14 protein-coding genes are annotated in these 12,461 nt (G+C 45.1%); 5 read left to right on the top strand and 9 right to left on the bottom strand.

The window, feature by feature from the left end; all coding sequences use genetic code 11:
• Positions 1 to 82: 82 nt before the first annotated feature.
• Positions 83 to 1,258: a serine hydrolase domain-containing protein gene (locus MKY14_RS19650; protein WP_340977151.1), complete on the bottom strand. Its 1,176-nt coding sequence runs from the start codon at positions 1,256 to 1,258 to the stop codon at positions 83 to 85.
• 172 nt (positions 1,259 to 1,430) lie between these two features.
• On the opposite strand from MKY14_RS19650, the gene MKY14_RS19645 reads away from it, so the two are divergent.
• Positions 1,431 to 1,889: an Lrp/AsnC family transcriptional regulator gene (locus MKY14_RS19645; RefSeq protein ID WP_340012110.1), complete on the top strand. Its 459-nt coding sequence runs from the start codon at positions 1,431 to 1,433 to the stop codon at positions 1,887 to 1,889.
• 125 nt (positions 1,890 to 2,014) lie between these two features.
• Here MKY14_RS19645 and MKY14_RS19640 read toward each other — a convergent pair whose 3' ends face one another.
• From MKY14_RS19640 to MKY14_RS19610, 7 genes are all read right to left on the bottom strand, one after another.
• A complete protein-coding gene (locus tag MKY14_RS19640; protein ID WP_076279585.1) occupies positions 2,015 to 2,209 on the bottom strand; it encodes a helix-turn-helix domain-containing protein in 195 nt (64 codons plus the stop codon).
• A 227-nt stretch (positions 2,210 to 2,436) separates the two neighbouring features.
• Positions 2,437 to 3,363: a sensor histidine kinase gene (locus tag MKY14_RS19635; RefSeq protein WP_339247276.1), complete on the bottom strand. Its 927-nt coding sequence runs from the start codon at positions 3,361 to 3,363 to the stop codon at positions 2,437 to 2,439.
• A gap of 20 nt (positions 3,364 to 3,383) precedes the next feature.
• Complete coding sequence (locus tag MKY14_RS19630) at positions 3,384 to 4,145, bottom strand: ABC transporter permease (protein WP_076279586.1); 762 nt, start codon at positions 4,143 to 4,145, stop codon at positions 3,384 to 3,386.
• Complete coding sequence (locus tag MKY14_RS19625) at positions 4,138 to 5,061, bottom strand: ABC transporter ATP-binding protein (protein ID WP_076279587.1); 924 nt, start codon at positions 5,059 to 5,061, stop codon at positions 4,138 to 4,140. Before MKY14_RS19625 ends, MKY14_RS19630 begins: the two co-directional genes overlap by 8 nt.
• An 82-nt stretch (positions 5,062 to 5,143) precedes the next feature.
• Positions 5,144 to 5,836 (bottom strand): response regulator transcription factor, encoded by a 693-nt coding sequence (locus tag MKY14_RS19620; protein WP_076282298.1) that lies wholly within the window; start codon positions 5,834 to 5,836, stop codon positions 5,144 to 5,146.
• A gap of 209 nt (positions 5,837 to 6,045) precedes the next feature.
• Positions 6,046 to 8,640, bottom strand: a complete 2,595-nt coding sequence (locus MKY14_RS19615; protein ID WP_340977149.1) for an FAD-dependent oxidoreductase — start codon at positions 8,638 to 8,640, stop codon at positions 6,046 to 6,048.
• Positions 8,641 to 8,646: 6 nt separating this feature from the next.
• Positions 8,647 to 8,931, bottom strand: coding sequence for an ArsR/SmtB family transcription factor (locus MKY14_RS19610; RefSeq protein ID WP_036675735.1), 285 nt, complete (start codon positions 8,929 to 8,931; stop codon positions 8,647 to 8,649).
• 101 nt (positions 8,932 to 9,032) lie between these two features.
• On the opposite strand from MKY14_RS19610, the gene MKY14_RS19605 reads away from it, so the two are divergent.
• The 4 genes from MKY14_RS19605 to MKY14_RS19590 all read left to right on the top strand — a co-directional run bounded on the left by MKY14_RS19605 (position 9,033) and on the right by MKY14_RS19590 (position 11,813).
• Positions 9,033 to 9,353 carry a rhodanese-like domain-containing protein gene (locus MKY14_RS19605; RefSeq protein WP_076185313.1) on the top strand — a complete coding sequence of 107 codons (321 nt, stop codon included), beginning with the start codon at positions 9,033 to 9,035 and terminating at the stop codon, positions 9,351 to 9,353.
• 4 nt (positions 9,354 to 9,357) lie between these two features.
• Positions 9,358 to 9,777: a rhodanese-like domain-containing protein gene (locus MKY14_RS19600; protein WP_076185312.1), complete on the top strand. Its 420-nt coding sequence runs from the start codon at positions 9,358 to 9,360 to the stop codon at positions 9,775 to 9,777.
• A 6-nt stretch (positions 9,778 to 9,783) separates the two neighbouring features.
• On the top strand, positions 9,784 to 9,921 hold the full coding sequence (locus tag MKY14_RS19595; protein ID WP_179088225.1) for a hypothetical protein: 138 nt from the start codon (positions 9,784 to 9,786) through the stop codon (positions 9,919 to 9,921).
• 1,214 nt (positions 9,922 to 11,135) lie between these two features.
• Positions 11,136 to 11,813 (top strand): hypothetical protein, encoded by a 678-nt coding sequence (locus tag MKY14_RS19590; protein WP_340977148.1) that lies wholly within the window; start codon positions 11,136 to 11,138, stop codon positions 11,811 to 11,813.
• Here MKY14_RS19590 and MKY14_RS19585 read toward each other — a convergent pair.
• Positions 11,787 to 12,326, bottom strand: coding sequence for a hypothetical protein (locus MKY14_RS19585; protein ID WP_340977147.1), 540 nt, complete (start codon positions 12,324 to 12,326; stop codon positions 11,787 to 11,789). The genes MKY14_RS19590 and MKY14_RS19585 overlap by 27 nt on opposite strands.
• Between the last annotated feature and the right edge of the window lie 135 nt (positions 12,327 to 12,461).

Genomic DNA, 12,461 nt, shown 5'->3' with positions numbered 1-12,461 from the left:
ATGATATAGACGACGAATAGGGTCTACTGGACAGAGAGCCTAGGCTGGTTCATTCCGGACCCAGGCTTCTTGTGTTCATGCTCTATTTATTACGTCTATCATAAATGGCATCACAAAGGTCTACAGTAAACTGACCCGACATGCCTTCCAATGCGGTATTAGTGAAAGCGACGACACTGAGGCGTTGCTTGGGATCTACGAACCACGAATGACCATAAGTACCCCCCATGCGCCAAGTACCCGGAGATTCTGGAGTGTCTGTGGCGACAGGATCCTTTAGTACCGTGATGCCTAGGCCAAAGCCTCGTCCTGGCCAGAAGGCCATTGGCAGATCATCGATCTGGTTGGTCGTCATATCGTGAACCAGTGACTCCGGTAGCAGCGGCGCTCCGCCCTTACGTAATGTTTCCAGCAGTTGCAAAAAATCTCCGGCGCTGCCGACCATGCCAGCTCCTCCAGAAGGATAGGCAGTAGTGTCAAGTGCTCGGCTAGGGGCAAGCAGGAACCCAGCCGTTCCCTCCACAAAGGCAATACTGTCAGGATCAAGTAAGGGCCGTGGCTCTGGAGTATCATTGGCATAGGAAGTGGCCAGCCGTTCTCGATCGACTGCAATAAAACCCGTGTCGCTCATGCCAAGCGGCTTGGTCACGAGTGAATGTACAGCCTCACTGAGCGGTGTTTCTGTGACCTTTGCAATTACTGCTCCCAGCACATCTGTCGCGATGGAATATTTCCACTCGGTACCTGGCGTATAAAGGAGGGGGACAGAGGCAAGACGGCGCAGGTTCTCTTCCAATGTGATGCCGGACTGATCCATACCATCTGATACCCCTGCTGACTGATAGGAACCCTTCTCTTCTTGGAAAAATCGGTAAGACAGGCCCGCGGTGTGCGTCATCAAATGACGAATCGTCAAGGAAGCGAACTCGCCATTCTGCAAACGCGGCTGAAACTCTGGAAGCCAACGATCAACGCGGTCGTCCAGTTGTAGACGACCTTGCGCAACTAATACTAGGGCTGCCGTTGAAACGATAGGTTTAGTAACTGAAGCGAGCCGGAATAAGGCATCTTCTCGCATAAGTCGGCCTAGCTCGCGGTCGGCAAAACCGGCAGCACGGCTATAAACCAGTTCCCCATCTATCGCCACTTTAATGACAGCACCGACCAAGCGCTTGTCAGCGAGGGTTCGATCGATTACTCTATCGATGCGACCTGATAAACATTCTGTAATTATTTTATTTGAATCCAATATACTCAACGGTCTTCATCCCTTCGGAATAGTTAAAGTCAAGAACACTTTACTATTGTAGGGTTATTATATATAACAAGTTATCTTGATTACATAAGGCAACTAAGCTAAATTAGCTTTATAACGGTTAATTACAATCTAGTTAATATAGAAAACCTTAAATTTAAAGGAGGCGATTTTGATGGACCATGTTGATAAGCAAATTCTTTTCCATCTTCAAAATCAAGCAAGAATTTCTATGACAGAGCTGGGGAAATGTGTCGGTTTATCGCAACCTGCGGTTACGGAGAGAGTTAGGCGTATGGAGGAAAAAGGCATCATCAGCGAATATCGCACCATAATTTCTCCTGAAAAGATTGGGAAACAAGCAGCTGCCTACATGTTATTTCATTCTAGGGATTGTAATGCATTCCTTGATTTCTGTCGCTCAAGTCCTGATGTCGTCGAATGTTACCGTATAAGTGGGGAACACAACTACTTATTGAAGGTAGTAACCAACTCTACACGAGCCCTCGAGGAGTTCGGAAATCAATGTGACAAATACGGTACTTACACGATTCTGATCGTGATGTCATCACCAATCGATTATAAATTTCTTATACCCTCGCTTGAAGAAGCAAGCCTAAACTTGCTGAGTTAGATTTTAAACATAATCCGTTAGCCTGTCGTAACAAAAAAAAAGACTCTTCTATATAAATAGAGGAGTCTTTTTGGTTTAGATATTGTAATAAAAAAGATTGCAGCTGCTCCTTTTTCGTAGATACATCATGGACTTTCTATCTTATAAGTCTGGCGGTATTTTAGTGGAGAAAGCCCGGTGATTTCCTTAAATACCCGACCAAAGTGAGTCATATTATCAAATCCAAAATTTTCAGCTATCTTGGCTACTTTAAAGGCAGTATTGATTAACAAGGCACGAGCTTCCTGGTGGCGATAAGTATAAATAAGCAGCTTAAACATAAGTGTTTTTAAATATAATTCATAGCCGGGAGGTTGCTTCGTAAATTCAGAGACCCTTTTATTGAATAATTTCTCGATAAAGTTTTGTTCAGAACCATGAACCTGAACGGGTGGGAGATCAGTTCGAAGAAGTCCGGAAAAACCTGAAGGCCATTGGCTATCGGGAATGAGCTACCTTCCATAAACGGGTTAGAACAATGGTTAGTCTAGACCAACTATAAAATGAATTAAGTAGCCAAGCTAATGCCAGCATCGCCTAGTTTCCAACGGCAGGTCATTATCAGCTTCTCACCCTCCAGTTCGGCTGTCAGCGTGCCACCCATTTTATTCATTAGACTTTTGGCGATGGAGAGACCCAGCCCGGAAGCTTGAGAAGATCGGGTACGGTCTGCGGTATAGAATCGGTCAAATAAGAGGTTAACATCGCTTCCGACTAGTTCCTTCGCATCGTTTACTATCGTTAAGTCAGCTGTTTCCCGCCGTCGTTCGAAATGGATTTCTACATACCCGGTCGCGTGTTTGACCGTATTGACAAGTAAATTCTCGACAACTCTCCGCACAGCGGATTCATCGGCGTATACGGATACATTTTCTTCAGGTAGCCGTATATCCGGTGTAATATTGCGTTCGTTGAAAGAATCGTAAAATCCGACCAGAATTTCCGAGAGCAGGGCCGTCATCCCAAGCTTTTCCGTATGTAGAGGATAATCTAGCGATTCGATCAAGGAAAGCTCAAAAAAATCATTCAGCAGCGCCTGCAGCCGTTTCGTCCGATTTTTAACGATGGCAACATATTCAAGCTTTTCATCAGGGGTAATAGACTCATCCTCCAACAGTTGAATATAACCGAAGATGGAGGTGAGGGGTGTACGGATATCATGTGAAATATTCGCCACAGCCTGACGGAATTCTTGTTCGACACGTTTTCGCTGGGCTTCCGCTTCGACGATTAAATCAGATTGACGATTGATTTGTCCCGCAAGCGCCTCAAGCTTCTGGTCGAATAGAGCCACATCAATTTTTTTACCGGATGCTCGCTCGTTGTAGGTATGCAATTGCTCTGTTATCCGCCCTAGTTCTCGCCTTAACATTAAAAAATGGAAAAGCAGGAGAGCTCCTGCCGCAAACAATATGATTGTCAGAATAAGCAACACTCTCCTGCACCCCCCATTTGCTATTTGATTTCTTTTCGGTGGAATACGAGAATACCGAGTACCCCGGAAACGGCTATTGTCAACAACGGCACGAGTAGAAGTGCTGGCCAATCTCCACTGTCGATACTGAGCTTACCGATATCGCTCACCCGTTTGAAGATGGAATAATCGTACAAATTACTAAAGAAAGAGATCTTCGAACCTATACTAGCCAAAACCGTATCGATCATAAGGAAGAAAATCATTGAGAAGCCGATAGTTTTGCCGCTGTCGGTTAGGATTACGGTGAACAGCGCCCCAATGGCTGCGTAACCAGCCGTGTACAATAACGTTAGCCCGAGGGCTCGCGGTATGAAAAGTGTAGTGCTTCCTTCCGGCAGATGACCGAAGCCCGAAAGCAGCGTGACTTCGACTGTGCTGACAATAGGAAAGACGAGCGAAATCGCCATGGCTCCAACTGCGAATACGATTAGTTTTGCTGCGAACAGCCGGCCTCTGGTGTTGCCCGAAGAGGCGATCGTCTTCATGACCCCTGTGGAATATTCGTTAGAGATAAAGAATCCAGCCAGAATGGCTACGCCGAATTTAATAATGTAGGCATTGCTTGAAATAAAGGTAGTCAGAAATTCAGCGCCGGTGATCTGAGGTTCCCCATTGGAACGATGATCAAAATAATATAGCAAAGGGTACGCAAGCGAGAGGACGGAAAGTGCCAATAGAAAAGTCCAAAATGATCTATTCTTTCGGAGCTTGAAAAACTCCACTCTGATCAGATTATACATTTGGGTTCCCCCCAATCCGCTTTGTAAAATAACTTTCCAAGTCTTCACCCATAGGCATAAACTTCTCGATCTCGAGGCCCGCAGAGAATAAAGCAGTTGATACTTTGCCTGGCTGCTCAATACGGCTATACAACTTGATGGTTCCATCCTGCATCACTTCGAAATCGGCCGTACCCAGCTCGTTCTGAATGACGGCTGTTGCCTTGCCCGGATCATCCACTTTGATAAATAAATACTGCTGACATTTCTCGTTTAATTCCTCCGCAGTGAGTTGTTCAAGCAACTGACCGTGGTGAATAATGCCATAATGACTTGCCATTAAATGCAGCTCACTTAGAATATGACTTGAGATCATTATCGTAATGCCTAGCTCACGGTTTAGTCGCTTGAGCAGTTCGCGCATTTCGACGACACCCATCGGATCCAACCCATTAGTTGGCTCGTCCAGAATCAGAAATTCTGGATCTCCCAGTAAGGCGATGGCAAGACCTAACCGCTGCTTCATTCCAAGTGAGAAATTTTTGGCTTTCTTCTTTCCGGCGCCCTGCAGTCCAACTTGCTCTAGCATTCTAGGAACACAATCTTTGCCGGGAATACCACGTAGAATCCGGTTTGCTTCTAAATTTTCACTCGCAGTCATATGGGGGAATAAAGCGGGACTCTCGATAATCGAGCCGATTCGCTTACGAGCCTGGATCAGGGCTTGCTCTTCACTGGCTCCGAACAGCTCGATCGTCCCCTGAGTCGGAAAAGCAAGTCCGGTCACAATCCGGATTAATGTTGATTTTCCGGCTCCATTTTGTCCAATAAAACCATAAATAGAGCCTTTACGGATTGACAAATTGACTTTGTCCAGCGCTGTATGGCCCTTGAACTTTTTGGATAGCTGATTTGTTTTTAATACATACTCGTACATCTCGTCTTGGCCTCCTTTTCGTGATAGACCAAGTATAGAATTGAAAACATAAGAAGAGCTAAAGCCAAATCTTAAGAATGTCTTAAGGCTTGAGCCGATAACCTATGCCCCATACCGTCTCGATAAATTCGCTTCCTGGTGCGGCCTTGGTTAGCTTGCTGCGCAAGTTGCTCATATGGACATTGACCGTATTATCGTCCCCGTAATATGGCTCGTGCCAGACTCTTTCATACAAATTCGCTTTCGTAAACACCTTTTTGGGGGCTGACAAAAGTAACGAGAGAATTTCAAACTCTAGAGCTGTGAGCGTCAGTTCCACACCATTTGCCGTAATCGACATCGCCTCTCGATGAAGTACAAGACCCTGATGCTGGAGCACGTTAGGCAAAGCCGATTGCGTAATCCGCGAATACAAACGCAGATGAGAATCGATCCGTGCAGAGACTTCCTCAACGTCGAAGGGTTTCGTAATGAAATCATCCGCCCCCGCCCGCAGGGCAGACACCTTGGTCTGGGGCTCACCCTTGGCAGAAATGATAATTACCGGCATATCATCCCGCCCGGCAATCTTCTCAAGTAGTTCCTCACCTGACATGCCTGGCAGCATCAGATCCAGTAGCAGCATGCTCCATTGACGTTGCTCCAGATAGAGAAGTGCCTCCGTTCCCGAGTAAGCAGGTTGGGGAATATAGCCGCTTTTCTTAATAATGTTGCACAGCAATCGGTTGATGTCGCTGTCGTCCTCAGCAACAAGAATATGTATCGGGTTATTCATTTAATCTCCTTTTTTTACCTGAAATAGGTCGTTGTTCGGATGAATGCCTATTAAATAGGATAGCAGGTTTTAGATTCTGTATCCAGATCCAGCCAATTTCTGCATTTTGGTTATTCAAATCTATATCACCGATTCTCGTGAGTTCATTTTTATATAAAAAAGAGACTCTTCTATTTAAATAGAGGAGTCTCTTTGCGGCGTTAAGGTATTTAGATAAATAGATTATGACCCGACTGATCGGCTTGGCCGAGATAGTAACCAACGCCGCCGATTCCGACACCGTCAATCAGTTCTTCACGAGTGATGCCCATAAGATCCATGGACATTTGGCAGGCGACGATTTCCACACCTTGGTCGATAGCCATCTGAATCAATTCTTCCAAGGAAGAGATATTTTTGCTCTTCATTAGAGAGCGGATCATCTTCGAGCCCATGCCCATCATGTTCATATTTGAAAGCGTCAGCTTCCGGCTGCCGCGTGGCATCATGGCACCGAACATTTTTCCGATAAAGTTTTTGTTCACAGGCACCTTCTCATCCTTGCGGATAATATTGAGGCCCCAGAAGGTAAAGAACATTGTGACTTTTTTGCCGCTGGATGCTGCTCCGTTGGCAATGATGAAGGAAGCGATCGCTTTATCCAAATCCCCGCTAAAAACAACCATTGTGCTTGCATTGCTAGTTTGAATTACTTGTGCGCCTGCTCCGGTTGGTGCTGATGCTGAAGTCTCGATAACTCCTTTGCGCAGATAAGCTTCGATCATGCCAGTAGGCAGCTTTGTTAGCTGCAAAAGCGTATTGTTGGACATACGAGCCCAAGCCTTGATATCCTCATAAAATCCGGGATCGGAAGCAGTGACCTTCAGGACTTGCCCGTCCAAGAGCGGGTCCATGCTCATTTTAACTTGGATCAGCGGCCCTGGGCAGCACAGTCCGCAGGCATCAAGCACGGAATCAGGTGTTGTGAAAGCTGTAGCGTTAACGGTTGGTGTAACTGTGCCAGTTCCAGTCTCTGTCCCAGTTCCAGTTCCAGTTCCAGTTCCAGTTCCAGTTCCAATCCCAGTTTCAGTCTCAGTCTCCGTCATTGCTCCCGTTGCTGCGATTTCTTTACTGGCTGCTGGTGTACCAACGTTTGGCGTCAAGTTATCTTTTTTTTTAGGCGTAAATTGGCTAATCTGATAGGTTTTATAACCGCCGGTCAGATTCTTCACACGGTAACCTTTTTGCTGTAAAATCCGGGAAGCGGTGTAGCCTCTGAGTCCAACTTGGCAATACACCCAAATTTCTTTACTAGAGTCAAGCTCGCTTAGCCGACTACGCAGATCATCCACGGGGATGTTAATAGACCCTTCAATATGACCATTAGCATGTTCGATTTCCGAACGTACGTCAACTAAAATGGTATTGTTTTTGTCACGACCTTCTAAATCCTTAGGGACGAATACCGTAGTCAAACCATGCAAAATATTTTCAGCGGCAAATCCAGCCATATTCACCGGATCTTTAGCGGAAGAATAAGGAGGGGCATAAGATAGCTCCAACTCCGTCAAATCAGTGACCGTACCTCTAAAACGAATAACTGTAGCGATATCGTCGATACGTTTGTCTACACCACTGTAACCTACAGCTTGTGCTCCTAGCACCGTACCTTTTGGATCAAAAATCAGCTTCATAGATATCGGGGTTGCCCCCGGATAATAGGTTGCGTGTGAGCTTGGATGTATATAAATCACGTGATACGGCAGACCCAAACGTTGTAATGTTTTTTCATTATTACCTGTAGAAGCACCTGTGACTCCAAAAACCTTTATAATAGAAGTCCCTTGTGATCCTTTGTAAGTTGTGCCGAGACCACTGACGTTGTCCGCAGCAATCCGCCCTTGCTTATTGGCAGGACCAGCTAGTGGAATGGCGGTTTTTGTTCCGTTTACGAAATCAACCACCTCAACCGCGTCACCTACAGCGAACACTTGATCCAGATTGGTCTCCATCCGCTCATTGACTAAAATATGGCCACGGGGACCGAATTCTAAGCCACTGTCCTTCAGAAAAGAGGTATCCGGAGAAACGCCGATAGCCAGCAGAACCATATCACTTTGCAGTACAGTGCCACTTGCTAATTGCACCTGTATTTGTTCTCCCACCTCAGCAAACCCTTGGACCATATCGGAAAAAATAAGATTAACACCATGCTCGTCGAGTTCTTTTGCCAAAATAGAAGACATTTCAGTATCGAATGGAGCTAATATTTGTGGTCCTGCTTCAATTAAGGAAACTTCCAGACCAGCTTCTCTAAGGTTCTCAGCCATTTCCACACCGATAAATCCACCACCGATCACCACGGCCGAACGTGTGCCTTCCGCAGCGACTTTAGCTTTGACTTTGTCAGTGTCGGGAATGTTACGCAACATGTGTATTTGGGAACTCTCGATACCGGGCAGATTCGGACGAATCGGTTTAGCACCTGGCGATAAAATAAGCGCATCATAGCTCTCTTCATAGGAGCCTTTTTCTATGCTTTCTACTCGCACTTTTTTGTTCACGGGGTCGATAGCCACGACTTCACTTTGAATCCGGACATCGATGTTAAAACGTTTATGCATCGCCTCCGGTGTCTGCACCAGCAGCTTGGAGCGGTCCTGAATGGACCCGCCGATATAATAAGGAAGTCCACAATTGGCAAAAGAAATGTACGGATCACGCTCAAACATTACAATATGGGCATCTTCATCTAATCTCCGAAGTCGGGCGGCTGCTGACGCGCCTCCTGCAACTCCACCAACAATCAATACTTTTTTACTCATGATGACTTATTCCTCCCCTAAAAATAACTGAATCAGATGTTTGATTTTTTCGTCTTTAACAGAATAGTTAATCTCCAGCCCATTACGTTCGGTTTCAACGATGCCTAGTGATCTAAGCTTCTGTAAATGCTGGGACACCGTAGATTGTGGAAGATCGAGACAGTCCTGCATGAAGCTCACGTTGCAGCTGCCCTTTTCCAGAAGTCCTTTAATGATGCACAAGCGCACGGGATGAGCTATAGCCTTTAAGGTTTCGGCGGTTTGGTTATAGGCTTTGAAATTTTTGTCCATGGTAACGAACACCTCGCTTTACAATATCCTTATATCGTAATATTATGATATAGTGATATGAAAATCAAGTTATTTTTATAAAGGTGAAGGAGAGATGCTCGATGTCTTTTAAAATTTCAAAGGAAATTACCCCACAGCAAGTGGCGGAGCGCTTGAAGAATGGCGAAACTCTTACCATGTTGGATATACGCGAACCCGCCGAATGGGTGGAGGGACATGTAATGGGTGCTAAACATATTCCGCTTGGACAGCTATTGATGCGCACAGATGAACTGGATTCTCATGGAGAGATAATTGTGATGTGCTTAAGTGGTGGCCGTAGTGGACTGGCTTGTGAGCTGCTGAGTGAAAAGGGGTATAACGTTGTGAACATGACGGGTGGATTAGGCGCTTGGACGGATGATTTTTTGGTACGGGAGTAATGATATGAGCATGATGGTTCGGATCCTACTGAGTATTTTAATTGTCTTTAGTATTGTGAGGTTTTTGCGTTATGCTTGGCCTGTTCGTTCACTTACTTATATAGAAGTCCGTGAGGTTCGCGAATTAGCGGATCAATCATTGGCTATGAAAATGCTCGATGTCAGGGATGCCGTTGATTACCAGAAGGACAGTATCCGTGGTTCGATAAATATTTCGCTGGGGCGGTTACCCTATGTCTGGCAGCACTGTCTATCTCCGGGCGACTCGGTTCTAATTCTTGCAGGAAGTTACTACAAAAGAAATAAAGCCGCGAGAATTCTTTATAAGCAGGGATTTCGTAAGCTATATGCGGTAAATGGTGATTTGTTAGGGAACAAAAGAACGCTCTCCGACATTTCTGTGAAAGGTTGTTGTGAAGGATAATGGATAATGGATTTAAGGTCATTGATTTCCCGTCTCGGATTGAAGCTGGGGTGTCGAAGTCAGGGTGACGATGGAATGATCTCTTTTGATGCCTATGGGCAAGGCGCTCGGGCTGCACGTTTGCTAGGTGAGGGAAGGCAGTGAAGAGGGAGCAATATGTCACTCTAGTTGAGCCGCTATATTAATGTTGCTAAGTCGTGATGGTGGCTAGGTCGCTAAATTAATGTTGCTAAGTCGCGATGATGTGGCTAGGCTGCTAAGTCAATGTAACTAAGTCGCAATGTTATAGCTAGGCGGCTAAGTCAATGTAGCTAAGTCACGATGTTGTAGCTAGGCCGCTAAGTCAATGTAGCTAAGTCGTGATGTTGTGGCTAGATCGCTAAATTAATGTTGCTAAGTCGCGATGATGTGGCTAGGCTGCTAAGTCAATGTAACTAAGTCGCAATGTTATAGCTAGGCGGCTAAGTCAATGCAACTAAGTCGCAATCCAGTCAGCCTCATCTCGAACTCAGTTTTAATTGCATTTTGTGCAGTTAAACTTCAGTAGTTTTAGGAAAAGTAACAGTTAACTGCACTTTGTACATCTAAATTTGATCATTTACGCTTAACTACCTAATGTTTCCTTTTTTAGTTGTAGAAAGTACAACTAAATGGACTTTTAGGGGGATAAGAGTTAAATAGTTGCATGAAATACAATTAAATAGAAAAAGCACAGGTCGATAGCCAGTGAATAGTGGAGAATGGGAGACGATTTCGGACAATTTCAAAAAGGTAGGACGAATAATATTATTCTAGCGGAACTTAGTCAAACCGAGATTACTTTAACTGAACCTACTATACAAAACCTACCTATATTGAGCTAAATCTAGTCGTCTAACTCAAATGTAGTTTACTTAACCAAGATTGCTCTTGCTGAGTTAATTCTAACTGAACTGTAGTGATCTAACTCTAGCTGGACTTACTGTAATGATCTACTCTAGCTGAACTAACTTTAGTGATCTGACTCTAAATGAACTTACTGTAATAAGCTAACTGTAACTGAACTCACTGTAGTGATCTGACTCTAGCTGAACTTACAGCAGTGATCTAACTCTAACTGGACTTACTGTAGTGATCTGACTCTAGCTGAACTCACTGTAGTGATCTGACTCTAGCTGAACTTACTTTAATGCAATATACTTTAACCAATGTGATTTTTTAATAGGTAAGCAAATTTATCTCGAGTGCTAACGTTGAATGTAGAGTGTCATTGACAGCATAAGAAGGCGAATACTATACTTCTGAGTAATAGGACGAAGCACGTCCCGCATCCATATTTGGGTGCGGGATTTTTTTATGCCAAGGAGGAGGAGAACGTTATGGGGTTTACGGAAGAACATCGTAAGTGGGTGGGAGATCATATTAGTCGAAGAACGGGAGAAAGACGGGGGAGATTGGAGCGGGGACATGGGCATGGTGAGCGAATGTTTACGGAGAAGGTTTGGTGGCCAATGATGGGTCATTTTAATGATCTTCATCCTGAATATGAAGTGTTGGATTGGCGGGGATGGCCTTATTTTGTTGATTTTGCGTGGAAGCCTGGGCAGGTTAAGTTTGCTTTTGAGGTAAAAGGTTACGGCCCACATGTGCAAAACACAGATCGGACGCGTTATCGGCAGGAATTGAATCGAGAGACTTATCTACAAATCGCGGGTTATCGGGTAGTGGCGATACCATATGATGATCTGGAGGCGAGTCCTGAGAATACTATTTTTTTGTTGAGATCATTACTGATGCCGTACCTCGCTTTAAGGACAGAAGAGAAGGAGGCGTTTAGTCGACTGGAGCGTGATATTTTGCAAATTGCGGTGCGTTCGAGCGGGGACATTCGGCCTGTTGATTTGGTGAGGGAGATTGGCATTGATCTGCGTACAGTTAGGAAATGTATGAGGTCACTTTGTGAGAAAGGTAAGTTTAAGCCGATAGTTTCCCAGGTGAGTGGGAGGGTTTGTCGCTATGAATATGTACATTCACTTAACGATACTCAGCTGTGGTGAATAAACGGTATAAATCCCGTAGATTGCGGGCGTGGAGCGAGAATAGGGCAAATGAACGGTATAAATCCCGTAGATTGGAGGCGTGGAGCGAGAAGTGAGCAAATGAACGGTATAAATCCCGTAGATTGCGGAGATGGAGCGGGAATTGGGCAAATGAACGGTATAAATCCCGTAGATTGTGGGCGTGGAGCGAGAAGTGAGCAAATGAACGGTATAAATCCCGTAGATTGTAGCTGTGCAGCGGAAATCGAGCAAATGAACGGTATAAATCCCGTAGATTGTGTGCGTGCAGCGAGAATAGGGCAAATGTACGGTAGAAATCCCGCAGATTGGAGGCGTGGCGCGAGAATAGGGCAAATAAACGGTATAAATCCCGTAGATTGTAGCTGTGGAGCGGGAATAGGGCAAATGTACGGTAGAAATCCCGCAGAATGTGGGTGGGGAGCGGGAATCGAGCAAATGTACGGTATAAATCCCGCAGATTGGAGGCGAATAATGAGCAAACCCATGCACTCACACTCACATCTTCCCCCTAAATCTCTAATTATGACCTGATTTCTATTTAGATTGTTAAGGTGTTGCGGAGGAGGGGAATCTTCTATGATTAGATGGATAGGACGTATGGGTGTTTTTTCGAAGGATTGTCCT

The sequence above is a fragment of the Paenibacillus sp. FSL R5-0887 genome (assembly GCF_038002305.1).
Lineage (GTDB): Bacteria > Bacillota > Bacilli > Paenibacillales > Paenibacillaceae > Paenibacillus_AQ > Paenibacillus_AQ odorifer.
The sequence above is the reverse complement of the archived record's forward strand: the minus strand, read 5'-3'. Positions and strand labels throughout refer to the sequence as shown.

Excerpts from the sequence above, each read along its gene's own strand:
- MKY14_RS19645 (WP_340012110.1), top strand. The coding sequence starts at position 1,431 with ATGGACCATGTTGATAAGCAAATTCTTTTCCATCTTCAAAATCAAGCA.
- MKY14_RS19640 (WP_076279585.1), bottom strand. The coding sequence starts at position 2,209 with ATGTTTAAGCTGCTTATTTATACTTATCGCCACCAGGAAGCTCGTGCC.
- MKY14_RS19630 (WP_076279586.1), bottom strand. The coding sequence starts at position 4,145 with ATGTATAATCTGATCAGAGTGGAGTTTTTCAAGCTCCGAAAGAATAGA.
- MKY14_RS19625 (WP_076279587.1), bottom strand. The coding sequence starts at position 5,061 with ATGTACGAGTATGTATTAAAAACAAATCAGCTATCCAAAAAGTTCAAG.
- MKY14_RS19620 (WP_076282298.1), bottom strand. The coding sequence starts at position 5,836 with ATGAATAACCCGATACATATTCTTGTTGCTGAGGACGACAGCGACATC.
- MKY14_RS19615 (WP_340977149.1), bottom strand. The coding sequence starts at position 8,640 with ATGAGTAAAAAAGTATTGATTGTTGGTGGAGTTGCAGGAGGCGCGTCA.
- MKY14_RS19610 (WP_036675735.1), bottom strand. The coding sequence starts at position 8,931 with ATGGACAAAAATTTCAAAGCCTATAACCAAACCGCCGAAACCTTAAAG.
- MKY14_RS19605 (WP_076185313.1), top strand. The coding sequence starts at position 9,033 with ATGTCTTTTAAAATTTCAAAGGAAATTACCCCACAGCAAGTGGCGGAG.
- MKY14_RS19600 (WP_076185312.1), top strand. The coding sequence starts at position 9,358 with ATGAGCATGATGGTTCGGATCCTACTGAGTATTTTAATTGTCTTTAGT.
- MKY14_RS19595 (WP_179088225.1), top strand. The coding sequence starts at position 9,784 with ATGGATTTAAGGTCATTGATTTCCCGTCTCGGATTGAAGCTGGGGTGT.
- MKY14_RS19590 (WP_340977148.1), top strand. The coding sequence starts at position 11,136 with ATGGGGTTTACGGAAGAACATCGTAAGTGGGTGGGAGATCATATTAGT.